The sequence below is a fragment of the Lysinibacillus sp. fkY74-1 genome (assembly GCF_053165895.1).
Genome location: NZ_CP170173.1, coordinates 4,441,706 through 4,467,277 on the forward strand (window position 1 = coordinate 4,441,706; position 25,572 = coordinate 4,467,277).

At 38.2% G+C, this 25,572-nt stretch carries 26 protein-coding genes and 1 pseudogene; 6 read left to right on the forward strand and 21 right to left on the reverse strand.

What is annotated here, in order from left to right:
• Positions 1–42 precede the first annotated feature (42 nt).
• The 5 genes from ACE1MS_RS22080 to ACE1MS_RS22100 form a co-directional block, all read right to left on the reverse strand.
• Entirely contained in the window at positions 43–2,487 is a 2,445-nt protein-coding gene (locus tag ACE1MS_RS22080; protein WP_031416732.1) for an ATP-dependent Clp protease ATP-binding subunit, read from the reverse strand.
• A complete protein-coding gene (locus tag ACE1MS_RS22085; protein ID WP_012296095.1) occupies positions 2,477–3,586 on the reverse strand; it encodes a protein arginine kinase in 1,110 nt (369 codons plus the stop codon). The genes ACE1MS_RS22080 and ACE1MS_RS22085 overlap by 11 nt, the downstream gene beginning before the upstream one ends.
• Positions 3,583–4,125 carry a UvrB/UvrC motif-containing protein gene (locus ACE1MS_RS22090; RefSeq protein ID WP_031416733.1) on the reverse strand — a complete coding sequence of 181 codons (543 nt, stop codon included), beginning with the start codon at positions 4,123–4,125 and terminating at the stop codon, positions 3,583–3,585. The genes ACE1MS_RS22085 and ACE1MS_RS22090 overlap by 4 nt, the downstream gene beginning before the upstream one ends.
• A 13-nt stretch (positions 4,126–4,138) precedes the next feature.
• Positions 4,139–4,609 carry a CtsR family transcriptional regulator gene (locus ACE1MS_RS22095; protein WP_031416734.1) on the reverse strand — a complete coding sequence of 157 codons (471 nt, stop codon included), beginning with the start codon at positions 4,607–4,609 and terminating at the stop codon, positions 4,139–4,141.
• A 267-nt stretch (positions 4,610–4,876) separates the two neighbouring features.
• The gene (locus ACE1MS_RS22100) at positions 4,877–5,182 is read right to left on the reverse strand and encodes a DUF4870 domain-containing protein (RefSeq protein ID WP_031416735.1); all 306 of its coding nucleotides are present in this window, start codon (positions 5,180–5,182) and stop codon (positions 4,877–4,879) included.
• 126 nt (positions 5,183–5,308) lie between these two features.
• Between ACE1MS_RS22100 and ACE1MS_RS22105 the strand changes: the two genes are divergently transcribed.
• Both ACE1MS_RS22105 and corA read left to right on the forward strand, forming a co-directional pair.
• Positions 5,309–5,995, forward strand: a complete 687-nt coding sequence (locus ACE1MS_RS22105; protein ID WP_281486816.1) for a class I SAM-dependent methyltransferase — start codon at positions 5,309–5,311, stop codon at positions 5,993–5,995.
• Positions 5,996–6,032: 37 nt separating this feature from the next.
• Complete coding sequence (gene corA / locus ACE1MS_RS22110) at positions 6,033–6,995, forward strand: magnesium/cobalt transporter CorA (RefSeq protein ID WP_031416737.1); 963 nt, start codon at positions 6,033–6,035, stop codon at positions 6,993–6,995.
• 54 nt (positions 6,996–7,049) lie between these two features.
• Here corA and ACE1MS_RS22115 read toward each other — a convergent pair whose 3' ends face one another.
• The gene (locus ACE1MS_RS22115; RefSeq protein WP_031416738.1) at positions 7,050–7,259 is read right to left on the reverse strand and encodes a hypothetical protein; all 210 of its coding nucleotides are present in this window, start codon (positions 7,257–7,259) and stop codon (positions 7,050–7,052) included.
• 280 nt (positions 7,260–7,539) lie between these two features.
• Between ACE1MS_RS22115 and ACE1MS_RS22120 the strand changes: the two are divergent.
• Positions 7,540–8,085: pseudogene (locus ACE1MS_RS22120) on the forward strand (protoglobin domain-containing protein); the annotation flags it as partial.
• Between the two features lie 276 nt (positions 8,086–8,361).
• The gene (locus ACE1MS_RS22125; RefSeq protein WP_373561627.1) at positions 8,362–8,850 is read left to right on the forward strand and encodes a methyl-accepting chemotaxis protein; all 489 of its coding nucleotides are present in this window, start codon (positions 8,362–8,364) and stop codon (positions 8,848–8,850) included.
• A gap of 46 nt (positions 8,851–8,896) precedes the next feature.
• On the opposite strand, the gene ACE1MS_RS22130 is transcribed toward ACE1MS_RS22125, so the two are convergent.
• From ACE1MS_RS22130 to adh, 5 genes are all read right to left on the reverse strand, one after another.
• A complete protein-coding gene (locus tag ACE1MS_RS22130) occupies positions 8,897–9,376 on the reverse strand; it encodes an acyl-CoA thioesterase (protein WP_025116473.1) in 480 nt (159 codons plus the stop codon).
• Between the two features lie 68 nt (positions 9,377–9,444).
• Positions 9,445–10,872 carry an aldehyde dehydrogenase family protein gene (locus ACE1MS_RS22135; RefSeq protein WP_012296104.1) on the reverse strand — a complete coding sequence of 476 codons (1,428 nt, stop codon included), beginning with the start codon at positions 10,870–10,872 and terminating at the stop codon, positions 9,445–9,447.
• A 41-nt stretch (positions 10,873–10,913) separates the two neighbouring features.
• The gene (locus ACE1MS_RS22140; protein WP_447402620.1) at positions 10,914–11,882 is read right to left on the reverse strand and encodes a DUF4003 family protein; all 969 of its coding nucleotides are present in this window, start codon (positions 11,880–11,882) and stop codon (positions 10,914–10,916) included.
• A gap of 332 nt (positions 11,883–12,214) precedes the next feature.
• On the reverse strand, positions 12,215–12,574 hold the full coding sequence (locus tag ACE1MS_RS22145) for a DUF779 domain-containing protein (RefSeq protein WP_031416741.1): 360 nt from the start codon (positions 12,572–12,574) through the stop codon (positions 12,215–12,217).
• A 21-nt stretch (positions 12,575–12,595) separates the two neighbouring features.
• Positions 12,596–14,116: an aldehyde dehydrogenase gene (gene adh / locus ACE1MS_RS22150; protein ID WP_426388855.1), complete on the reverse strand. Its 1,521-nt coding sequence runs from the start codon at positions 14,114–14,116 to the stop codon at positions 12,596–12,598.
• A 239-nt stretch (positions 14,117–14,355) separates the two neighbouring features.
• Between adh and rluF the strand changes: the two genes are divergently transcribed.
• Both rluF and ACE1MS_RS22160 read left to right on the forward strand, forming a co-directional pair.
• Positions 14,356–15,057, forward strand: coding sequence for a 23S rRNA pseudouridine(2604) synthase RluF (gene rluF, locus ACE1MS_RS22155; RefSeq protein ID WP_012296108.1), 702 nt, complete (start codon positions 14,356–14,358; stop codon positions 15,055–15,057).
• Positions 15,058–15,079: 22 nt separating this feature from the next.
• Positions 15,080–15,799: a DUF6904 family protein gene (locus ACE1MS_RS22160; protein WP_012296109.1), complete on the forward strand. Its 720-nt coding sequence runs from the start codon at positions 15,080–15,082 to the stop codon at positions 15,797–15,799.
• 43 nt (positions 15,800–15,842) lie between these two features.
• Here ACE1MS_RS22160 and ACE1MS_RS22165 read toward each other — a convergent pair whose 3' ends face one another.
• From ACE1MS_RS22165 to ACE1MS_RS22210, 10 genes are all read right to left on the reverse strand, one after another.
• Positions 15,843–16,340 carry a cupin domain-containing protein gene (locus tag ACE1MS_RS22165; protein WP_036165074.1) on the reverse strand — a complete coding sequence of 166 codons (498 nt, stop codon included), beginning with the start codon at positions 16,338–16,340 and terminating at the stop codon, positions 15,843–15,845.
• A 114-nt stretch (positions 16,341–16,454) separates the two neighbouring features.
• Positions 16,455–17,162, reverse strand: coding sequence for an ABC transporter ATP-binding protein (locus ACE1MS_RS22170; protein WP_012296111.1), 708 nt, complete (start codon positions 17,160–17,162; stop codon positions 16,455–16,457).
• Entirely contained in the window at positions 17,162–17,941 is a 780-nt protein-coding gene (locus ACE1MS_RS22175) for an ABC transporter ATP-binding protein (protein WP_012296112.1), read from the reverse strand. The genes ACE1MS_RS22170 and ACE1MS_RS22175 overlap by 1 nt, the downstream gene beginning before the upstream one ends.
• Positions 17,941–18,876, reverse strand: coding sequence for a branched-chain amino acid ABC transporter permease (locus ACE1MS_RS22180; RefSeq protein ID WP_031416743.1), 936 nt, complete (start codon positions 18,874–18,876; stop codon positions 17,941–17,943). Before ACE1MS_RS22180 ends, ACE1MS_RS22175 begins: the two co-directional genes overlap by 1 nt.
• A gap of 12 nt (positions 18,877–18,888) precedes the next feature.
• A complete protein-coding gene (locus tag ACE1MS_RS22185; RefSeq protein ID WP_012296114.1) occupies positions 18,889–19,764 on the reverse strand; it encodes a branched-chain amino acid ABC transporter permease in 876 nt (291 codons plus the stop codon).
• A 150-nt stretch (positions 19,765–19,914) separates the two neighbouring features.
• Positions 19,915–21,135 carry an ABC transporter substrate-binding protein gene (locus tag ACE1MS_RS22190; RefSeq protein ID WP_012296115.1) on the reverse strand — a complete coding sequence of 407 codons (1,221 nt, stop codon included), beginning with the start codon at positions 21,133–21,135 and terminating at the stop codon, positions 19,915–19,917.
• Positions 21,136–21,509: 374 nt separating this feature from the next.
• Entirely contained in the window at positions 21,510–22,112 is a 603-nt protein-coding gene (locus ACE1MS_RS22195) for an SAM-dependent methyltransferase (protein ID WP_031416744.1), read from the reverse strand.
• 87 nt (positions 22,113–22,199) lie between these two features.
• Positions 22,200–23,981 (reverse strand): CotH kinase family protein, encoded by a 1,782-nt coding sequence (locus ACE1MS_RS22200; protein ID WP_447402621.1) that lies wholly within the window; start codon positions 23,979–23,981, stop codon positions 22,200–22,202.
• A 42-nt stretch (positions 23,982–24,023) separates the two neighbouring features.
• Complete coding sequence (locus ACE1MS_RS22205; RefSeq protein WP_447402622.1) at positions 24,024–24,707, reverse strand: DUF4956 domain-containing protein; 684 nt, start codon at positions 24,705–24,707, stop codon at positions 24,024–24,026.
• A 17-nt stretch (positions 24,708–24,724) separates the two neighbouring features.
• A complete protein-coding gene (locus ACE1MS_RS22210; RefSeq protein WP_031416747.1) occupies positions 24,725–25,426 on the reverse strand; it encodes a polyphosphate polymerase domain-containing protein in 702 nt (233 codons plus the stop codon).
• Positions 25,427–25,572 lie beyond the last annotated feature (146 nt).

Here is a 25,572-nt window from a genome sequence, read left to right on the forward strand (position 1 = left end):
AGACAGCTTGGCACTTAATGCCTTACTGTCTTTAGTTTGAAATTATTTAGAGATAGAAACTCCCTCTTTTTTCTTCACAATAAACTCGTCATTTACATAATCAATGATAACATGATTACCCTTCTCCACATTACCCTTTAATAATTCTTCTGATAATCGGTCTTCCACTTGTTTTTGTAATGCTCGACGTAGTGGACGTGCACCGTATTGAGGGTCGTAGCCCTCCTGAGCAATTTTTTCAAGCGCTGCATCTGTTAATTCTAATGAAATATCCTGTTCTTTCAACCGCTTTGTTAGAGCGTTCCCCATCATCGCAATGATTTCTTTTAAATGCTCTTTTTCTAATGAATGGAACACAATCATTTCATCAATACGGTTTAAGAATTCTGGACGGAATGCTTTTTTCAATTCTTCGAGCATCGTACTCTTCATATCTTTATGTTTAGAATCTGCACCACCTACGTTAAAACCAAGGCTTTTTTGATATTTAAGAGCATCCGCGCCGACGTTAGAAGTCATTATCACTACTGTGTTGCGGAAGTCTACTACACGCCCCTTAGAGTCCGTTAATCGACCATCTTCAAGAACTTGCAGGAGAATATTGAAAACATCAGGGTGTGCTTTTTCAATTTCATCTAGTAATACAACAGAATATGGTTTACGACGAACCTTTTCAGTCAATTGACCACCATCATCAAAGCCTACGTAGCCTGGAGGTGAACCTACTAAACGAGAAGTTGAATGTTTCTCCATGTACTCAGACATATCGACACGAATCATAGCATCTTCGTCACCAAACATCACTTCAGCAAGTGCTCTTGCAAGCTCCGTTTTACCAACACCAGTAGGACCTAAGAAAATAAATGAACCGATTGGTCGTTTTGGATCTTTGAGGCCCGCTCTTGCACGACGGATCGCACGGGAAATGGCTTCTACTGCTTCCCCTTGCCCAACCACACGTTTGTGTAGCTCTTCTTCAAGTTGTAATAATTTTGAAGATTCTTCAGAAGCAATTTTAGCTACAGGAATTCCTGTCCACATTGATACAACTGCTGCAACATCATCTACTGTTACTTTGGACTCGGCTTTACCTTGCTCTTCTTTCCAATTTTTTCTTGTAGCTTCAATCTCATCTTTAAGCTTTTGCTCCGTATCTCTTAACGCAGCAGCCTTTTCAAACTCTTGACCTGATACAGCAGCATTCTTTTCAGAGCGAACATTTTCAAGCTTATCTTCAAGTGCCTTTAAGTTTGGTGGCACTGCGAATGAACGTAAGCGAACCTTTGATCCTGCTTCATCAATCAGGTCAATTGCTTTATCTGGTAAGAAGCGGTCAGAAATATATCGATCACCCATTTTTGCCGCTGCTTCAATTGCTTCATCTGTAATTTTCACTCGGTGATGTGCTTCATAGCGATCTCGTAAGCCTTGAATAATGAGAATTGCTTCTTCCACCGTTGGTTCATCCACTTGGATCGGTTGGAAACGACGCTCTAATGCTGCATCTTTTTCAATATATTTACGATATTCATCAAGCGTTGTCGCACCGATACATTGCAGCTCACCACGCGCTAAGGATGGTTTTAAAATATTTGATGCGTCAATTGCACCTTCTGCACCACCTGCACCGATTAAAGTGTGTAATTCATCAATAAATAAAATGATATTTCCGGCTTGGCGGATTTCATCCATTACTTTTTTCAAACGGTCCTCAAATTCCCCACGATATTTTGTGCCTGCAACGACAGTTCCCATATCTAGTGTCATCACACGTTTGTCTCGAAGAATTTCTGGTACTTCATTATTAATAATTTGCTGTGCTAACCCTTCAGCAATTGCTGTTTTACCAACACCTGGCTCACCAATTAAAACAGGGTTATTTTTTGTACGACGCGATAACACTTCGATAACACGTGTAATTTCCTTGCTTCTACCAATCACAGGATCTAACGTGCCTTCACGGGCAATTTGAGTTAAATCACGGGCTAAACTATCTAATGTAGGGGTATTCGCAGCTTGTGCCGCTTGTTGACCTGATTGCGCATTATCATTATTCCCTAATAACAATAATACTTGCTGACGTGCTTTATTTAAGCCCACACCTGCATTGTTTAAGACGCGAGCTGCTACACCTTCACCTTCACGTATAAGGGCTAACAGCAAATGCTCTGTACCGATATACGAATGGCCTAATTTACGAGATTCATCAACCGATAGTTCAATTACTTTTTTCGCTCGTGGCGTATAGTGAACGATTGGACCAACATCTTCTTTACCTTTACCAACTAATTCTTCGATACCAGCTTCAATCATTTGAGGACTAATATCAATAGCTTCTAACGCTTTTGCAGCAATACCGCCGCCTTCACGTATAAGCCCTAATAAAATGTGCTCTGTGCCAATGGATTCGTGCTTCCAACGAATAGCCTCTTCCTGAGCAAGCTGTAATACTTTTTGCGCGCGTTGTGTAAAACGATTAAACATCATATAAATCCTCTCCTTTTTCCCCATTATTAGGCTTATTCGTGTGTGTTTGAATTAATGCCTCACGAAGCATTTCTGCTCGTACACGATCACGTTCAGCAGGCGGTAATGCCTCACCTGCATAATGCTGTAAAAAACCTGGTTGCATACTGACGACGCACTCATTTAAAGTTGTTGCGAGTATACCGTCAATCAACTGTAGGTCGACTCCTAAACGAACATTCGAAAGACAGGTAGCCGCTTCCTCACTTGTTAAAATTCTTGCATAAGTAAGGGTACCTAAAGCTCGATAAACTCGATCTTCTAAAGCAAGCTCAGCTTTTTCCATCAGCCTACCTCTCGCATGCCGTTCCTTTTGTATAATTTTTTCAGCAACACTTTGTATATCTGCTAAAATATCTTCTTCTGTCTTTCCAAGTGTAATTTGGTTAGACACTTGATAAACGTTCCCTAAATTTTCGCTTCCTTCACCATATATACCTCTTACCGTCATGCCTAAGCGTGTCATCGCATTTATAATTTGATTCATCTGTCCGGTTAACGTAAGAGCAGGTAGATGCATCATCACAGATGCCCGAAGCCCAGTACCAATATTCGTAGGACAGCTTGTTAAATAGCCAAAGGTATCTCGAAATGCATAAGGTAAGACCTTCTCTAGAATACGGTCAATCTTATTCGCTTGTTCATAGGCATTTTGAAGCTGAAAACTCGCGGTCATACATTGAATGCGCAAGTGATCCTCTTCATTCACCATAATACTCACCGATTCATCTTGTGACAGAAGCACAGAGCCCACCTGCTCTTTTTTTGCAAGCTGCGGACTAATCAAATGCTTTTCTACAAGAATTTGACGTTGTAAAGGTGTTAAATCATTGATAGAAAAATAAGCATAATCATTTTGAAGCGTTGGACTATCGCTTACTGCATGTGTAACTGCCTGTTCCACCTGTAAAGCCTCGTTCTCTGAAAACGATAATGGAAAACGATATCCATCTAAATTTCGAGCAAGGCGAATACGTGTACTAATGACAATGTCAGAATAATCGTCTTCAATACGCATCCAAGTAGGTGTAGCACGCTCTAAAAACGATTCAATCATCATGACACATCACCACCTTCAAATTGTAGCTGCTTCTCAAGCTCTTTGACTTCATCACGAAGCTTTGCTGCCTCTTCGAATTGTTCTTCATCTACAGCGAACTTCATGCGTTTACGGATTTCCTCAATTTGCTTTTTAATGACATACACATTGCTATGGGCACCTGGCATTTTACCAATATGTTGGGGACCAGCCTGTATCCGATTAAAGAGCTTAGGTAAATGTTCGCTAAAAGTGTCATAACAGCTTGGGCAACCAAACTTACCTTCTTTCAAAAATTGCTTATACGTAAATTCACATTGTGGACACGTTTGCTGTTGTGGCTGTGTTTGTTGTTTTTCCCCCACCTTTTGCCATGTAGGTGAGCCAAACCAGTTAGATAATAACTGTTGTATAGAAACTGGCTCTTGTTTAAACTCTGCATGAAATGGATGGAACTGTGAGGCGCAGACGTCACAATAATGGTGCTCCACCTTTTGCCCATTTTGAACTTGTGTTACAGTAACTGTCGCATTACGTTGTTTACAATGTTCACATATCATTTCCATCACCTCACTATTTCTGCTGCTCGTATTTTATAGTTGTCAGCATCGCCCGCAATATTTTTGCTCGAATTATATCTCTTAAAGGAAGATGTAAGTCGATTGTTGAGCGATCAATTGCTGCTAACATTAACTTCGCTTCTCGCTTTGAAATTACCTGCTCGTCGATGAGTCGATACACTAAATCTTCTGCCATCGTTTGCGATGCTCCACCTTCAATATGCCGGAGAACATCGTCAATTAAATCAATCTGTGAATTCGCGCGGACACGTAAAATTCGAATGTATCCACCACCACCACGCTTGCTCTCTACAAGGTAACCTCGCTCGGCAGTAAATCTTGTATTAATGACATAATTTATTTGTGACGGAACACATTGAAATTTATCTGCAATTTCACTACGTTTTATTTCAATATGCCCTTCCCCACCTAATTCAAGTACTTGCTTTAAGTAACCTTCTATGATGTCTGATATATTACGCATTTTAGGAATACACCTCGCTTGCTTCACTGACTTTGACTATCTTTGACTTTCTTTGAGTATATTATACAAAACGCTTGAAAATAATTGCAATGATTTCGCCCAGAGAAAAATGAAATGCCTTAAAAAGTATATTCAAGCGTAGAAAATAGCACTTATTAATTAATGGCTATCGAGCACACTTATTTGCTTCCTACACCTAATGTACCCTTTTTATCCATAGAAAAAACGCAAGCATATGCAACTAGCATATACTTGCGTCTATAAAAATTATACCCAACGACCTACAATTGGATAACGCCAAGGCTCATCAGTTAATGCTTTGACGATACCGATAATTGGTACTACAAATAGCATAATACCGAAAACGATTAAAAATGGAATGCCAATGATGAAAAAGCTTAAGACTCCAGAGACAGCAAGTAAAACCGCCATGACAAGTTGGAAAAGTATTGCTTGGATAGAAATTGCCTTCACTTCCTCATCCGTACTAATTAAAAAGAAGATTATGGGAACTAACCATGGCGCAAAAAACGAACTTGCGTGTATGATTACTTTAGACCATTTACTCTCCATATATATCAACCCTTTCTTTATGCGTTGTCTATCGTTTTATGTACTACTATTTACGGAACTATACCCGTAATAGTTTCAATTTAAAGTGAGTTTTTTAAAATTTTTTTTGAAAGGTCGTGATGAGAAATGGAATTTAACCACACATTAGCAAATGAATATGAAAAGGGGATTCGCCGTACTCTACCAAGCTATGATGCAATGCTTCGTTTAATACAAACTTTTTATCGTTCTACATTACAGGAGCAAGCTGATATGTTGATTGTTGGTGCAGGCAGTGGCAATGAAATATTACAGCTAGCAGATGGAAGACCACATTGGTCATTTACGGGTATTGATCCGTCAGAATCTATGCTCGATATAGCAAGGGAGCGTCTCCAATCGTTACCCAATGATCTGTCATTCTACCGTGGGACATTGCTGGATACACAGCTACCAGCCACCACATTCGATGCAGCTAGTTGTGTACTCGTCCTTCATTTTATTCAAGGTTATGAAGAAAAGCTGTCAACTTTGAAAGAAATTTACAACCATTTAAAGCCAGGGGCACCTTTTACTCTTGTTTCAAAATACGGTCAACCTGGTACGATTGAAACGGAACTACAATTCGATTTATGGCGTTCCTACTGGCTTCAACATACAAAACTTTCTATATCCGATGTTGCAGTAATGGAAAATTCCATCCGTGCTCTGTCATTTATGCCCGAGAAAGAAATATTAACATTATTACAAGAAGCAGGTTTTATAAAACCTTCTAGATTTTTTGCCACTACTTTGTTTGGTGGATGGGTATGCTTTAAAAAGGAAGAACATTAAATATATATATTGTAGTAAATACTTTGAGGTGAAAGCTGTGATAAGCACCATTGGCATTACAAAAAAACAACAATTACTAAAGGATTTCCCTTTGGAATCCATACATCAACAAGAGTTCGAGTGGTACTGGATTGATTTTAATTGTCCAACTGCTGAGGAAGAATCTTTGCTAGATTCATTTTTTCATTTCCACCCGCTAGCTATTGAAGATTGCTTGATGCGATTACAACGTCCAAAACTCGATTTTTATGACGATTTTCATTTTTTCGTCATTCATCGATTAAACGAGCTGTCATTAGCTGCAGAGGAGGTAAATATTTTTACCTCTAATAAGTATATAGTGACATTTCATAAGAACCCAGTTCCTGAAATAGAAAAGGTACAAAAGTTGTTAGAAAGCCAGCCAAAAAACTGGGAACGTGGCACGGTTTACTTAACCTACCAAACCATTGATAAAATTGTTGATAGCTATTTCCCACTTGTTTATAAAATTGAAGATCATTTAAATGCACTTGAAGGCGAACTTACATACCAAAGCAACGTAAATGCCATGAAGATTGTCTTCGAGTTTCGTAGTGATTTGCTCGATTTAAGGCGTGCCATTTTACCGATGAGAGACCTTTTATATCGAGTACTTAATTCTTACCGTTTTTCATTGAACAAATCTGAAAGAGCTTATTTTGGAGATATTTACGACCATCTTCTAAAACTAACTGAAATGGTTGAATCAAATCGAGAGCTGACGGCAGATATGCGAGATAGTTATATGGCTATGAGCTCAAGCCGAATGAATGGCATTATGATGACTTTAACAATCGTCTCAACCATCTTCATTCCACTGACCTTTATTGCTGGAGTTTATGGGATGAACTTTGATAATATGCCTGAGCTACATGGACAATACAGCTATTTTATTGTCCTCGGTATTATGATTATTGTTGTCATCGCTATGCTTACCATCTTTAAACATAAAGGCTGGTTTAAATTATTTAAGCCCTAATCCACAAAAAGCTGCTCGTTTAACAATCAAAACGAGCAGCTTCAGTTATTACTATTAATAAGGACCGCGGTCGTCAATTTTATTTTCACCCTGCTGTGGGAATAAAAAGTATGCTAAAACCCCTGATCCTAAAGCAGCGCAAATTGTAATTAACAGCTGTTCAACAGCTGGTACTTCCGCATAATAGTTTCGTAGCATATAAACGGAACCTATTGCAACAATGACCATGACTGGAATAACGAATTTAAAGCGTTTTTTCTCCATATTAGTACCTCCTATTTATCTTTCACGTTCAGTTTTATTCTCCTTAAACAGTTCGTATTTTACAGGTTTCCCACTTTAAATTCAAATTTACTCTGCTGCACTAACAGAACTGCCAAGAAAGTAAAAAAATAAAGAAATAACCAAATTTTTAACCAAATATTCAGCAAATAATAGTAAAATAGATTTAATACCAATTGTTTATCAAATTTACAGACCTAACAAATTCAGAAGTTCATTTTACTCACAATTATTATGGATATTAAGAATGGAGCAAACAATAATGAGTTGGTTTTCAAAAAACAGCAGTTCTAGCTACTCAATTACATTAACACCTGAAAATTTTAAGGGCCATGTACAATTAGATGTTTTAAATCATCCAAATCTTCAAAAGCAATTACAGCTTTTAAATTTAACAATTGAGGATTTAGCCATAATTAAGCAACTACAACCGTTAGCTAAGGATTTAATACCTGCAATGGTGGAGCAATTTTATGCAGCCATTAGTTTGAGCCAAGATTTAATAGATATTATTAATAGAACCTCGCATATAGATCGTTTAAAAATTACGTTACATAAGCATTTAAGCGATATTTTTGAAAGTCATATTAATGACGCCTATATCGCTGAAAGAAAAGCAATTGCTGAAGCCCATGTACGAATTGGCTTACAATCAAAATGGTATATAGCATCCTTTCAATCACTTACCTCAACGTTCACAAATTTTGTGAATGAAGTGGACATTTCAAAAAATGATGCCATTCGAGCCATTAATGCATTTTGCAAAATCATTAATTTTGAGCAACAGCTTGTGATCGAGGCTTACGAAAAAGAGGAAGACCGTATCCGAACAGCCTCTGACCAAACGAAAAACGCTCTTGTTACGACAATTCAAAGTACAGCAGAGGAACTTAACGCAATTAGTGAAGAGACAGCTGCATCGTTGTTAGTAATTTCCTCACAAACGGATGATATCGCAGAGGCAACAAAGCAGGGATTAAGCTTCGTTGCAGATACGCAGGAAAAATCAAGACGTGGGCAACATCAACTGCAAGAGCAAAATGATTTAATCCAAGTTATTTTACAAAGTGTCAACAGCCTTGAGGTGACTATGAATCAATTACGTACCTCCTCTCAAAAAATTTCCGAGATTGTAGGACTTGTCACGGGCATAGCTGACCAAACAAATTTATTAGCTTTAAATGCGTCTATTGAGGCAGCTCGAGCTGGGGAACACGGGAAAGGCTTCGCGGTAGTGGCAGAGGAAGTGCGAAAGCTTGCTGAAGAAACAAAAAATGCTGTCCAAAATGTGTCGCATCTCATTAAAGAAACTGAAAGTAATATTTCAACGATGGCAAATTCAGTTATTAATGTTGACCAAAAAATTCAACATAGCGTCAATACGCAAGAAAACTTATCTAAATCATTTAATGATATTGCTGATGCCGTATCTGGCATTCAACAGCAGTATGTTCATACATCTAGAGATATTTCAGCCATTTCTAATTTAATTACTGAATTATCACAAGGGGCTACACTTGTTTCCTCTTCTTCTGACTCACTCATTAATGTAGTCAATGAACTAAATAGGTAATATAACAAAGGGAGCCCCACCGCTTTAGGTGAAGCTCCCTTTTTCCTTAATGTGGCAATGCACGTTTTTGTTTACGATGCTCACGTCTTGCGGGCCCTGTTTCAAATAAACGTTTTTCCTCATCTGTTTCAGGATAAATTGCAGGTACGGGTACTGGTTTTCCTTCTTCATTTACCGCCACCATTGTTACAAATGATTCTGTCGTTAATTTTTCCTCACCAGTTTCAATATTGCGAGAAACAACACGAACATAAACCTCCATTGAAGAACGTCCTGTAGAGGAAACTATACTTTCAATTTCAAGAATATCTCCTACATGGGCAGCCGATAAAAAATCAACTGAGTCTATTGAAGCTGTGACTACAAGTCCCTTCGCATGTTTCATCGCTGTAATAGCAGCAATTTCATCAATATAAGCTAACACTCTTCCACCGAAAATAGAATTGTGATTGTTTGTGTCTGGAGGTAATACGAGACGCGATTGAACCGTACGTGATTGGCTCATGGGTACAGCATTGTTTGTCATATTCCTTGTAACTTCCCTTCATGTATGTTCTTTCGTCATCGTATCGTAGAAAAAGAGCTTATGCAAATCTAGAACGATTTTTTCATCGTAATAAATTTCATATCTGTCATTTCCTCAATGGCCCATTTAATTCCTTCTCTTCCATACCCACTCATCTTCACACCGCCATATGGCATATTATCTACTCGGAATGTCGGAACATCATTAATAATGACAGCACCCGCCTGTAATTCGTCGGCTGCATATAAGGCATCTGGCAATACATTCGTGTAAATACCTGCATTTAAGCCAAGGTCCGACTCATTTACAAGTCGAATTGCGTCATCTAATGTTTCATATGAAACAATTGAGACGATTGGCGCGAATGTTTCCTGACAAACGATTTTCATATCAGCTGTCACATTGGTCATAACAGTGGGCGTTAACGTTCGTTCTGTAAATACTCCTCCAGTTGCAATGACTGCTCCTTGTGCCTGTGCTTCTTCAATCCACTCTTTAATTCGTCCAACCTCATTCGGATTGATCATAGCACCTACATCTGTATTTTTATCTAAAGGATCTCCTACTACTAGCTTCTCAGTTTCCGCAACAAATGCCTCTGTGAATTCATCAATAATAGAAGAATGTACATAAATGCGTTGTAACGAAATACATACTTGTCCAGCAAAGTTAAAAGCACCGCTCACACAGCGACTTATAATTTTATTAAAAGGTGTCGATGGTTCGACGATAACTGCTGCATTAGAACCAAGCTCTAACGTTACTTTACGTAAGCCAATCTTTTCTTTAATACCTAATCCAACTTTTCCACTACCCGTAAACGTCACCTTTTTGACGTGAGGATGTGTAACCAAAGTATCGCTAAGCTCACCACCACTTCCTGTCACAATTTGCAACGCACCATCTGGCAAACCCGCTTCACGGAAAATCTCTGCCATAACAAGGGAACTTAATGGTGTTTGGGTTGCTGGTTTTAAAACAACTGTATTACCTACTGCAAATGCTGGGCCTAATTTATGGGCCACTAAATTAAACGGGAAATTAAACGGCGTAATAGCGGAAATTACCCCCAACGGTTCCCTTTTTGTCCAACCTATACGATCTCCTGCTCCAGGTGCCGCATCCATCGGTACCGTTTCACCTTTAGGCTGTTTGGCACCCTCTGCTGCAAATTGATAGGTGGCAATTGTACGATCAATCTCCGCTAACCCTGCTGTCAAAGGCTTTCCTGCCTCTAATGCTAAAATCTCTGCAAACTCTTCTTTTCGTTGTCGCATTAAATCGACGACTTTATATAAAATTTCGGCACGCTCGTAGGCTGTCGTCTTTTTAAACGAATGGAATGCTTGCTGTGCACCATCGATTGCTCTCTCCACATCTTGTATAGATGCTTTTGCCACTCGGGCAATCGCCTCACCACTATATGGTGATTTTAGCTCATAGCTTTCCTTTGCATCTTGCCATTGGCCGTTAATCCACAGTTTTGTTTCCTTCATCCTTCAAATGCACCTCCAAATAATTGTTCTCCCCCATTCTATCACGAAGAGCTTGAACTAGATGCAATGGCGGCTGCACTAACTGCTGCTATCATTGCAGCATGCTGAGCTTGAATTAATAATTCAATAGATGACATAATCGTCATAGACAGTGATTTTTGTACTTTCGCCATATGATAAATAATGATTTGCACAGCCATAAAGAGAACAAATTCACGATGCCATTTTAATAATTTTAAATCCTTTAATTCATGATATAAATGTATAACTTCTTGCAATTGATGATGAGTAAGATCTAGCAAGGCTAAAAACCCAAGTAAAGGATAATGCATGGCCTGTACTTTGACATCTTGTTTTTTTAGTGCATCTCGAATGGTCACGACATTGGGCACTAGTTGACGATCAAATTGTGGAGATAGGAAGGTTAATACTTGCGACAGCCATTGAAGCTCATTTCCTGCATGAAAATTATATGTTCGTAATTCTTTATAATAGCGATTCATTGTTTCTGCACGTATTTCTACATCATCAGATGGATTACTTAGTAACACAGCGTATGGAATATCTTCATAGGATGTTAAAAATGGGTGATGTTTACGAATGGCTTCAAATAAAGCTCTAGCTGCATGTGCATGCGCGATTTTATCCTTTTCATTCTCTGTCAAAAACTGAGCCGCAATATAACTAAAGTTACCACTTCTAAATTTCGCTTCCTTTAGTGCATTCACATTCGTTAATAGATTTTTTACTGCGTTTTCAGGATCCTCCTGCTTCATTAAATTAACAGCTATGCTATAGCCTACCGTAGTTCTTAAAGGAGACATCCAGGAAGATTGCTTCTTCATTTCCTGTAAAATATTCTTGTACTGGACAGCATCAAAAGTTTTTCCCGAGGCCACGAATGTACTAGCTATTGCTAAAACAATCTTACGATCCACTGTCCACCCCGCAGCCTTCGATACATCCTCTACCGTATTTGTAAATTTATTTTCTATCATCACATAATCCATATTTAGCACGCTCCTTTACCCATTTTACGGTACATGATGCGAGAAAGATTCATCCCGCTTGTAACAATTAACATAAAAAGTAAACTTAATTTAATATATGTTACTCTATTTTTTTGTTTTAATAGGAAATATTAAACATATAAGAAAGGAGGAAAAACTGTTGATAGCAAAAACCACTCGGAAATTAATATTTACAGTAACCTTAAAAGAACGTTTACAGCTATTTTTATTTTTACGAAATTCATCTAATAATATAGCTTTACATACCCTTTTTTCTAAAAATTAATACGAAAAAACAGCGGCAAAATTTTTTGCCGCTGTACAATGACTCGTCAAATTAATCCAAGCATCTGTAATTCCTCTGGTGTGAAGGCTCTCGATCTTGTTAAGAAACGCTTTCCTTCAACACCCTCTAATGAGAACATCCCACCTCTACCTTCAACTACATCCAGGATGATTTGAGTATGCTTCCAATAATCATATTGATTTTTATGCATATAGAATGGAGCTCCACCTATCTCGCCCAGACATATATCCTGATCACCTAATAGCAAGTCCCCCTCTGGATAACACATAGGTGAAGAACCATCACAGCATCCGCCTGATTGATGAAACATAACAGGCCCATGTTTCTCTTTTAATAGCTCGATGAGTGCCAGCGCTTCCGCCGTGGCTAATACACGTTCGATCACGCCCATGCACCTCCCTATGGTTTAGAAGAAACCAAGTTTATTTTCGCTATAGCTCACTAATAAATTTTTCGTTTGTTGGTAATGAGATAGCATCATTTTATGATTTTCACGACCAACGCCTGACATTTTGTAGCCACCGAAGGCTGCATGTGCAGGATAAGCATGGTAGCAGTTTGTCCAAACACGACCTGCTTCTATTTCACGACCAAAGCGATATGCTGTATTAATATCTCTTGTCCAAACACCTGAACCTAGACCATATAGTGTGTCATTCGCAATTTCTAATGCCTCTTCTTTCGTTTTGAACGTAGTAACAGCTACAACAGGACCAAAAATTTCTTCTTGGAAAATACGCATTTTATTATGTCCTTTAAAGACAGTTGGTTTAACATAGTAGCCATTTTCAAAGCCTTCTCCTACATTATTTTTCTCCCCACCGATTAGACACTCTGCACCTTCTTGTTTACCGATATCTAAATAAGAAAGGATTTTTTCCATTTGCTCGCTTGAAGCCTGAGCACCCATCATTGTGTTTGGATCCAGTGGATTACCAACTTTAATAGCTTCTACTCGTTGTAGTACACGTTCCATAAATTCATCATAAATAGATTCCTGTATAATTGCACGTGAAGGACATGTACATACTTCCCCTTGGTTCAGAGCAAATAATACGAAGCCTTCGACTGCTTTATCTAAAAATGCATCGTCTTTATCCATAATATCCTCAAAGAAGATATTAGGTGACTTACCACCTAGCTCTAATGTAACTGGGATTAGGTTTTGAGACGCGTATTGCATAATCAAACGGCCCGTTGTCGTCTCACCAGTGAAGGCAATCTTACCGATACGTGGGTTAGATGCTAGCGGTTTCCCCGCCTCTAAACCAAAACCATTCACAATATTAATGACACCTGGTGGTAATAAATCTTCTATTAATTCCACAAGCACCATAATGGATGCTGGTGTTTGTTCTGCAGGTTTTAATACGACACAGTTTCCAGCAGCTAGTGCTGGTGCAAGCTTCCATACAGCCATTAATAACGGGAAGTTCCAAGGTATGATTTGACCCACTACCCCAATTGGCTCATGAAAATGATAAGCAACGGTATCGTTATCGATTTGGCTTACAGAGCCTTCTTGAGCACGTAAAGCTCCAGCAAAATAACGGAAATGATCAATGGCAAGAGGGATATCTGCATTTAAAGTTTCACGTACCGCCTTACCGTTATCCCATGTTTCGGCAACGGCTAGCTTTTCTAAATTTTGCTCGATACGGTCCGCAATTTTAAGTAAAATGTTTGCACGTTCTGTTGGTGAAGTTTTCCCCCACGCATCTTTAGCAGCATGTGCTGCATCAAGTGCCAGTTCAATATCCTCAGCTGTGGAACGCGCTATTTGTGTAAAAACTTGTCCAGTAACAGGAGTGACATTATCAAAGTATTGACCCTTCACTGGGGGTGTCCATTCGCCACCAATATAATTATCATATTTCTGCTTGAATTGAACTACCGATCCTTCAGTGTTTGGAAATGCATAAACCATTTTACTTCTCCCCTTTACACAATTTAATGAGACTATCTACAAAAAACATCATTTTATAGCGAAATAACAATATTTTCATAGAAATCCTCTCACTTAATATATTGTCAGAAACGAATAATAATTTCAACTTTTCCAAAAAAATTCAAGGTAATTTATTTTTACTAGAAAAGTATATAGAATTCACGATTTGTATAACGTTAAGGTATACTTAAAAATAATATTAGATTTAGGAGAACAATATGCGTATTAATAAATATTTAAGTGAAACAGGCATTATATCTCGTCGCGGCGCTGATAAGTGGATAGCCGAAGGAAAAGTAACAATTAATGGAGAACCTGCGACAGTTGGAAGTCAGGTGCAGGATGGTGACATTGTTTGCATTGACGGAAAAGAGGTAAAAAAAGAACAACAGCTAGTCTATATAGCTCTAAATAAGCCGGTCGGCATTACAAGTACAACCGAACGTCATATAAAAGGGAATGTCGTTGATTTTGTAAATCATCCTTTACGTATTTTTCATATTGGACGTCTTGATAAGGAATCAGAGGGACTATTGTTATTAACCAATGATGGCGACATCGTCAATAAAATTCTACGCGCTGAAAACCACCATGAAAAAGAATATATTGTTCAAGTTGATAAACCTATAACTGAGCAATTTATTAACAAGATGAGCGCGGGCGTAGATATTCTAGATACAACCACATTACCTTGTTATGTTGAAAAGATATCAGACAAAGTTTTTAAAATCATTTTGGAGCAAGGCTTAAATCGTCAAATACGCCGAATGTGTTCAGCTCTTGGCTACTCTGTAAAGCGTCTACAGCGTATTCGTATTATGAATATTAAGCTTGGAAATTTAAAAGTAGGCCAATGGCGTGATTTAACGGATAAAGAACAGACGGAGCTCTTCAAGCTACTGAATTACACACCAAAATAAATATTAGAGGAGGGCGAGGACTATGATTTCCATTCAAAGCACAGAGCAGTTAACAGGAGTACAAATTTGTGGAGACTTCTGGGATTTAGATGAGCTTACTAAAGCTATTTACAAAGTAACTGGTGATGCCAATAAATACTATGATTATCAAGGTCCTCGACTCCGTATTTTAAGCGTTTGCTATAAACTGAGACATGCCATACTTGGGGAACACCAGATAGAGTTTGTAAGTAACGGCCTTAACAAGAACACCCTTATACAACATGAACTGATTTTCCCGACTAAAAACATCTATTTTGCCACAGACATTCTTTGGCCCGAAATTATTTTTAGTGCCATCGCTTTAAACGATTTCATTCATCTACACTTGAAATTAAACAAAGCATCTATTTGGAATCATGAGATAGCGACAATTCGTAAATTTCAAGCAGCTATTGCAGATTGTTTAGAACAGGAAGTTAAAGAAGAGGACTATGTAGTATTTTTAACTATGCTGCAGGCAAAAGGCCCATTAACCTTCCTTTTCGCCACACAGTATGTAGATGTTCTGAATCTAAAATACATCCAATTAAATAAAGAGGAACGTAAAGCTCAGCTTGCTGCATTTGCATTACGCCTACTTGTAGAGGATCATGAATATGTAGCACTCAAATCACATCTAATGCAAGCAGCCATTGCCACTAAACAACCTTTACACGCCATACAAATGCAGCTCAGCTATCCGGAAGAAATCTTATGGTAAATATACACAAAGCCGTCTCACAATGAATGAGACGGCTTATTTTCTATTTAATGGTTGGATAAGCCATTTTTCGAATTACTGCCTCGTGCTGAGGGTAATCTGCTAATAGCTCTTCCTGTGTAAACAATTCGAAATCCTCAAAGTCAAAGCCTGGGGCAACCATACATCCTACTAAACTAAACGTATCTACTTCCTCCACAGATGATCCAAAAATTGTATTTTTAGGCACCGCAATTTGTGGGATCTCTCCTGCTTCTACGTTCAAGCCAAGCTTCTTCGCTTCATATGTTCCATCTGGAAAAATCATATGGACTGTGAGTGGACTACCGGCATGGTAATACCATAGCTCATCTGACTGCAAGCGATGTAGATGTGAAATGTCTTGTGAGCGAAGTAAGAAATAAATACTCGTATAAATAGGTCTCTGAACATCTCTTACTGCAATATTCTCCTCAGCCCGAAATGAAGAAATATAATAGCCCCCTTCAGGATGTTCGGCTAAATTTAATTGTTTAATAAAATATGGTGCTGAATATTTCAAAAAGCATCACTCCTTTTTTCCACCTTACCAAAAATGAATAGTAAAATGCTACCTTCGATTATTTAATAGGGAGAACATTGAAAAGGGCCCCTCATTGTTGAGACGCCCTCCCCATTATAAACCACCCAAATAAGCAGCCTTTACTTGTTCACTTTCTTGAAGCTCTTTGGCTGAACCAGATAAAACAATGCGTCCTGTTTCGAGCACATACGCACGGTTAGCGACAGACAGTGCCATATTGGCATTCTGCTCAACAAGCAATACTGTTGTCCCCTCTTTATTCACCTGTTCAATAATATTGAAAATATTCTTTACCATTAGCGGTGCGAGCCCCATTGAAGGCTCATCCATTAATAGCAATTTGGGCTTTGCCATTAAAGCACGACCCATTGCAAGCATCTGCTGCTCCCCACCAGATAATGTTCCTGATAGCTGTTTGCGACGCTCCATTAGTCTAGGGAATAATTCGAAAACATGGTCCATATCTTTTTTTATTCCTGCTTTGTCATTACGCAAATAGGCACCAAGCTCTAAGTTTTCTTCTACGGACATATTGGCAAAAACACGACGTCCTTCTGGAACGTGGGAAATCCCCGATTTAACAATGGTTTGGGCTGCTTTCCCTGCAATAGAGAAGCCTTCGTATTCAATGATGCCACCTTTTGGCTTTAATAAACCTGACAATGTTTTTAACAATGTACTTTTCCCAGCACCATTTGCACCGATTAGTGTTACAATTTCACCCTCGTTTACTTCTAAAGAGAGGCCCTTTAATGCTTGAATGTTGCCATAATAAACATCTATATTTTGTACTTTTAGCATTAGCCGATAACCTCCTCACCAAGGTATGCTTCTATTACCTTTGGATTGTTGCGAATTTCTTCTGGTGTCCCGTCAGCAATTAATTGTCCATGATCAAGTACATAAATGCGCTCACATATACCCATTACTAAGCTCATATCGTGCTCAATCAGTAATATGGTTAAGCCAAACTCCTTACGAATAAACGCAATTAATTCCATAAGATCATGCGTTTCCTGCGGATTCATCCCGGCAGCTGGTTCATCCAATAATAAGAGCTTTGGATTTGCCGCTAATGCTCGGGCAATCTCTAATCTCCTCTGCATTCCATATGGTAAATTTTTAGCCAACTCATTCATATAGACATCTAAACCAAAGATTTTTAAAAACTCTATGGATTGAAGCTCCATTTCTGCTTCGCCCTTAAAATGCGTTGGTAAGCGAAAAATTGATGACCACATCGAATGCTTAGCAAGCGAATGATTGGCTACTTTAACATTGTCTAGAACAGATAGTTCTTTAAAGAGACGAATATTTTGGAATGTACGGCTTATTCCCTTTTGCGTTACTTGGTAAGGTGCAAGCCCGTTTAATTTCTGTCCGCCAAATGTAATGGTCCCCTCTGTTGGTGTATATACCCCTGTCAACATATTAAAGCTAGTCGTTTTCCCAGCACCATTAGGACCGATTAATCCCACTAGTTCACCTTGATTGAGGTACATATTAACACCTTGTACGGCCTTTAAACCACCGAATTGAATCCCCATATTTTCCACATTAATAAGAAGGTTTTCAGCCATTATTTTGTACCTCCTTTTTTCCCAAACTTAAATAAATCCGTAATTTCTTTTGTCCCCATTAATCCGGTTGGACGGTAAAGCATCACGATAATTAATACTAAACTGTAAATAATCATACGAGTTTCAGGGAAGTTTGCTAGATACGTCGATACGATTGTTAAGAATACCGCAGCAATTACAGAACCTGAAAGACTTCCTAAGCCCCCAAGTACAACGTAAATTAATATATCAAATGATTTTAAGAAACCGAAAGTCGTCGGTTGAATAATGTAAAAGTTATGGGCAAAAATTGCACCTGCTAGCCCTGCAAAGAAAGATCCAATTGCGAACGCAACAACCTTATAGTAAGTTGTATTGATTCCCATAGCATCTGCTGCAATCTCATCTTCGCGAATAGAAATACATGCACGACCATGACGTGAATTTGTAAAGTTTGAGATTACAAGAATGGTTAATACTACGCCAAAGAATGCATACGTCCAGTTAGATAAATATTTAACTTGCATCCCTGCTGCACCGCCAACATAATCCGTATTTAAGAAAATAATACGAATAATCTCCGCAAATCCTAATGTTGCAATTGCTAGATAATCCCCTTTTAAACGAAGTGTTGGAATACCTACAATAAGACCTGCAACAGCTGCTGCAACTGCCCCTAATAAGATCGCCAATGGGAATGGCAACATGAGCTTTGTCGTAATAATGGCTGATACATACGCACCAACAGCTAGGAACCCAGCATGCCCAATCGAGAATTGACCAGTAACACCAATAACAATATGCAAACTGACAGCCAGCATAATATTAATACACATCGTAATCAGCATATTTTTATAGTACATATCAATGACTTCGGTCATAATCAATAATTGCACAACTGCATAGATGACTAGCGCTAATACGGCATAGCCCCAGAAAACTTTAGACTTTTTCATATAACCGCTCACCTACACTTTCTCACGGGCATTTTTACCAAAGATACCCGATGGTCTGAATATTAAGATCAAAATTAAAATAACGAATGCTGCTGCATCTCTCCATAAAGAGAAGCCAAGAGCACTTACCAAGGATTCCACAACGCCTAATAACATACCACCAACCATAGCGCCAGGAATGATACCAATCCCGCCAAGAACAGCCGCAATAAATGCTTTAACCCCTGGTATAACACCCATTAACGGGTCAATCTTCGTATAATAAACACCGAAGATAACACCGGCTGCGCCAGCTAAAGCGGAACCGATGGCAAATGTTGCCGAGATTGTATTATCAACGTTAATCCCCATTAAGCGTGCTGCATCCGCATCATGAGAAACGGCACGCATTGCTTTCCCGATTTTTGTTTTATGTACGATGAATTGTAAAAGAATCATCAGTACAACAGCAACTGATAAAATTAAAATGGATGTACTACTAATTTGCACGCCCAAAATGTCAAAAGATTTATTTTTGAAAACTTCAGGATATGCTGCTGGCTGAGCGCCTCTGAAGAAAATTGTTGTATATTCAATTAATAAAGATACGCCAATCGCTGTAATTAATGCCGCGATACGTGTTGCATTTCGTAAACGTTTATAGGCAATCCGTTCAATTAAAACACCAAAGATTGCACAAATGAGCATCGCCAATAATAATGCTGGGAAAAAGCCAAGCTCCCATTTAGCAATTGCGTAAAAGCCAATAAATGAACCAATCATGAAAACGTCACCATGAGCAAAGTTAATCAGCTTGATAATACCGTATACCATCGTATACCCTAGCGCTATTAACGCGTAGATACTTCCTAGTGAAATACCATTCACAAGTTGCTGTATCCATTCCATACGCTTTCACTCCTTTGAATTTTCTGAAAAATGAGAAATCTGTACATGCATCGATACTAAAAAGTTATGTTTTATACGGCTATTGTAGTTATATAAAAAAGAAAAAAGGAAGGCGTGTTTACCCGCCTCCCCCTTGCTGCTTACAAAACATTAAGGATTAACTTTAGAGTTGAACACTTGTTTACCGTCTTTAAATTCAAGAACTGTTGCTGTTTTAATTGGGTTATGGTTTTCGTCAACTGAGAAAGTACCTGTTACTAAAGAAAGATCCTTTGTTGCAGCTAATTCATTTTTAATAGCTTCCCCATCCGTAGAGCCTGCACGCTTAATTGCATCAGCAATATAGTAAATAGAGTCATACCCAAGTGCGTTGAACGCATCAGGTGCCTTATCACCATTTGCCGCTTTAAATGCCTTTACAAAGTCTTGAATTTTTTTATCTGGATCTTCCGCAGAATAGTGGTTAGTAATGTACGTATTATTTAATGCATCTTTCCCAGCTAGATCCACTAAAGTTGGTGAATCCCAACCATCAGCACCCATTAAAGGTACATCAATACCCATTTCACGGGCTTGTTTAACAATCAAACCAACCTCTTCATAGTATCCAGGGATAAAGATAAAGTCTGGATTCGCTGCTTTAATATTTGTTAATTGTGTACGGAAGTCTGTATCCTTCGCTACATAAGCTTCTTCCTTCACAATTTTTCCACCACTCTTAGTCATCGTTTCTTTAAAGGACTTTGCTAAACCCTTTGCATAATCAGATGCGTTGTCTGCAAAAATAGCTACATTTTTCGCACTTAGCTCACCTGAAGCAAAGTTAGCTGCCACAATCCCTTGGAAGGGGTCAATAAAGCATGTACGGAATGCATATTCGTTAACGCTGCCATCCTCGTTTACTGTAATATTTGGGGCAGTTCCAGAGCCCGTAACAATCGGGATTTTATTTTGATTAGCAATTTGAACCGTTGCTACTGTATTCCCAGAAGTTGCAGGTGCTAGCATTGCTACTACTTTATCTTGCGTTGCTAGTTTAATAGCTGCGGCTGTGGCCTCAGAGTTTTCTGATTTATTATCTACTTTAATCAGTTCTATCTTCTTACCATCAATACCACCCGCATCATTAATTTCTTTTACAGCCAATTCTGCGCCCAGACCGATTGAAGAACCGTAAGATGCTACATTTCCTGAAAGCTCTAAGTTTGCACCAATTTTAATTGTATCGCCATCAGATGAGCCACCGCCTGATGATGAGCCACCACCTGAACTTGAGTCGTCTCCGTTACCACAACCAGCAAGTACACCAGCAAGTAATGAAGATGCTACTAAAAGTGAACCGAACTTCTTAAGCTTTTTACTCTCTTTCATAATTAAATTCCCCCTGAAAATTTCTAAAATATTAGATATTTCTGATAATTATAAACAAATACATTCATTTCCTCAATAGCAAAAATAATTATTTATAACTAGCTAAAATGACAGAACAATATTATTCATTTATGACTTTTACATTGTAAAACATTCTTTATATTTAGTCTAGAGTGATTTTTCAGTATAATTAGTTATTTGCGAATTATCTTTTAATTCAAGCCATCGTGTAGTACAAAACTATCATATGCTATCATTTTTTTAAGATAAGAATTAATCCGAACATATTTGTTATTTTTAGTTTTTGATAAATTATTTCCCTGAAAATAAGTCTGTAAAAACAGGAAAAAGCATAGAGACGGTTGCCCATCACTCTATGCTTTCTTTAATTCGAACACACAAAGACGTTCATTAATATTTGTTTCATTTTCTAAATGCACTTCATGAAGCAATTCAAATGGTGTTCCCTGATGTAAAAACTGTAAATAATCATAGGGTGGATAGTATAAAATGATATGAATATCTCGCATTCGTTGCTCGTAGGATTGCCAAATGTTCTGAATAACTGTGCGGAAAATGTGAATAGAAAAGGGATTAAAAAAGAAAAATACATTATCACGCGGCTTTATTTCATACGCCTCTGCTATCGTATGAAGAAATGTAATGGGTGCATGTGAACGATTTTTTTGAAGATAGCTTCGTTTATTATCTTCTGCCTCTGCATAAAATCCAGCATCCATCTCTATTCCGATCGTTGGAATATGGAATTGATGATGAACATAAATGGGTACCCTTCCTTTTCCACAGCCCATATCAATAAACACTGGGTTGTCAGGCATTTCGTATATAGCAAATAATTGTTCAAGCCCATTGTAAGGTGTTGGTTCATAACGATGATAGTGGGCAAGCTTTGGGAAACCATATTGTTCTCCCACGGTCTTAATATGCAAATATTTATCAAACTGTTGTTCATTCATATGAAAGGACTCCTAAGAACAGAATGCTTTATTTTAGCACGAGAAAAAGCAAAACCCATACCCAAAAGTTTGGATATGGTCATTTTTTTAACGGCCTCTCCGCTTAAATCTATAAACAAAGAGAAGTGAAAGGAGTAATAACACTAAGGATGCAATGATTGTAATCACTGTAGTCTTATCAATAGTGGTGGCTGGATCGGCGATTTCCTTATTGGCACCAGGCATTCCCATTGGCGCTCCGTTTTCTTCTGGGCGCTGCATAGGCCCACCATTTTGACCTTCTCCCCCCCTTAGTCCATTGCCTTCTTTGTTAAACGGAGGACCTTGAGATGGATCAAAATCCTCTGGTAGCTGACTCGGATCAAAATTATCAGGCATAGCTTTCATTTCTCCATCTTCATTTGGAACTGGCATCGTATTATTTTGAGAAGTTGTCAATGCTTCCACAACAAGCTCCCCAGAGAGCTGTTTTAAAATAGATTCGGAGCGCTGCTTTGCAAACTCAGGTAAACTATTCTCACCTTCAACTGCCTCTAAAAACTGTTCCGTCGTAGAAAATTTAGTTGGATCCGCTTCGACATAGGTTGTTAAAAGCACCGCTAATTTTTTTGTCATTGATTGTAGATAATCCTCTGTTAAATAATTCGTCGTTAACTCTTCTAAATAACCTTCATATTGAGTGCGATATTTCTCATTAGTAAGTAAGGCATTCAGTAGTGGCCGCTCCTCCAAAGTTGTACCAGAGACAGGAGTAGTCACACTAAAATTAATAGCACTCTCGGCCATTAGGTTTCCTGACATACCCATATCCATGTTAAACTGGCCATTTTGTTGTTGCCTATCCACACCCTTTTGATCCGTTTGTCCATTGTTCTCCATTGGTGAACCTGAATTAGAAGCATCAACTGGCTTTTGACGATTTTCTCTACCCATTCCCATTCCACCGCCACCTGCTCCAAAGCCGCCAAAGGACATATTGTAATCCCAAGGGATAATTGAAAACTTGCCATTCTGTTCGTATAAATAATAGTTATGCTTCATATTCCCTTGATAACTGTCTAAATTTACAAGTGCTGTATTGACAGCAAAATAACATAGCATTTCATCAACATCCAAATATTTTTCAATGTCTCCACCATTATTAATAGCATCCAGCATTTCTACAAATTTGGATTGCTCGATATTATCTTCATTTGTTTTTAATCCAATACCTGTATAATCCAGAATATCCTCACTAATATATTTTAAATCACTGCCTATCCCATCTGGCTTAAATAAGAAGCCATTATTGGAGCCATAGTTATTAGCTAGGAACGTTTCATCCACTGCTTCTACGCCTAAAAACAAACCACGTTCCTCACCATTTACTGTGACATACATATAGGAATGTGCTGGCGTTGGTAAGCCCATTTGCTCCATCAATTCATAGGATATATACTCTCGCATTAATGTAGAGTCACTATAATTATTATTTAAATTTAACTTTTTCAAGCCAAATAAACTTTGTGTGTCATCATAATAATCAAAATCAATTTTTAAACTATAACGATCTGAGTCACTGTTGATGACGGAGCGTAACGTTAAATTTCCTTTCGTGCGAATAGCCACATTCTCAATTTTCTTGCCGTTTACTGTAATATCCGCCTGTTTTAACTCTTCATCTGCCGCATTTTCCAGCATGTCAGCCCAATCTTCCTCTGCTATCTCGATATCGACTGTAGTGACTTTGTTTTTATTAAAAACTATATTCTCATAAGAGAACTTGGTATTCTTTGTTTCAATGCCTACATTCGGAAGCACAGCATATATCACAACAAAGAGAAGGAGAAGAATTGCCATGCACAGGTAGACAATTCGGGTTTTAATCATCACTGACACCTCGCTTTGGAATCCTTTTTGTGAACGTAGTCATTATGCTGTAAAGTTCCCGTCATAGCTTAGCATAATGGCAGATTTTACACCCGGCACTTTTGTTAGTAGATCCATTAGTTTAGCATCGTTTTGTTTGACGCGAATTTCATACGTTGTTTCCATTTCCTCATTGTTCATAATCGACTTCGATTTGAGGGCGAATTTTTTTGTTTGTGCAGCTATAATTCGCTCCACCTCTTGAGATGCTAGCTCTTCCTCAAACTTTACAATTAATAAATAAGGATTTTCCACTGTAATTTTATTGACAAATACTAACAGCACAAGACCAATTAACACGGAACCAATAATGACTAAAGGAATAAAACCTACCCCACATAAAATACCTGAAACAATTGCCCAGAAAATATAAACTAAATCCATAGGATCCTTAATAGGCGTTCGGAAACGCACAATGGATAATGCACCAACCATACCAAGAGATAGAAGAACATTCGAACTGATCCCCATAATCACGAGTGCTGTCGCCATTGTCATAATGAGCAATGCAATATTGAATGAATGAGAGTAAATCACTCCGTTAAAGGTTTTCTTATAAACTGCGTAAATGAAAAGCCCAATGAAAAATGCTACGACCAAACCAATAATTGAATCGATTAATGAAAAAGATGTTGTTTTTTCTAAAAAATTAGATTTAAAAATATCACTAAATTTAATTGTATCCATCGTTCGTTCTCCTTTTATTAGCCATACATACGACTAAGTTGATATTTTGAATAAGCCTCGGCACGTGTATCTACAGACTGAAGTAAATATTTGATGATGTCCGGTAAATAGTCATCATATTTCACCTCTAAAATCACTAGGTTTTGCTCTAGTACATCCACCATGGGTAAGTTTGGATTAAACATATCTGTATTGCGTAAGCTGGATTGCACCTTACTATCAAAAGTTACTCGTACATTACCAAATGGGTAAATATACGCCTCTCGCACATAATCTACTACTGTTGTTGGTCTAAGTTGCCTGTAACTCATCTCTTGATATAAGTCCCTAAGCAGTCCTCGCTCATCCTCCTCCATCCATGAAATATCTCCAAGGCGCATTTTTTCATATTCAGCTTGAGATATTGCACACTTCGTTTTAAAGGTTAAATTATTCCGTTTACTCTTGCGCTCAAGATTGATAATGGCACTAGATTGACCGTATATTCGTACGCGGTATTTATCTCGATTAATATAGCCTTCCTTTTTCTCATTGAGCACTTTATTCGCAAAATTATCGAAGTACGTACTTCGAATTACATATTTCCCATCCGCACCCGCATGCTTGTCCAGCTGCATAATATACTGTAGCTTGGCTTTTAATAACGCATAGTCTGGATAGGAAATCGCTTGTTTAATTTCTTGACGACCATTTGGATTAAATGAGGTTACTATAGGCATATACATCTCACTCCCTACTAAATATCATTGTCATATAGCGGCTGAATCCCAACGATAGCAAAAGAACCTTTTTGCTCGTTTCTCGTCTACACTGTCTACTATAAAGAGCGTTTGTGTCAGGCAGATGTCAACTTTACATTTTCTTC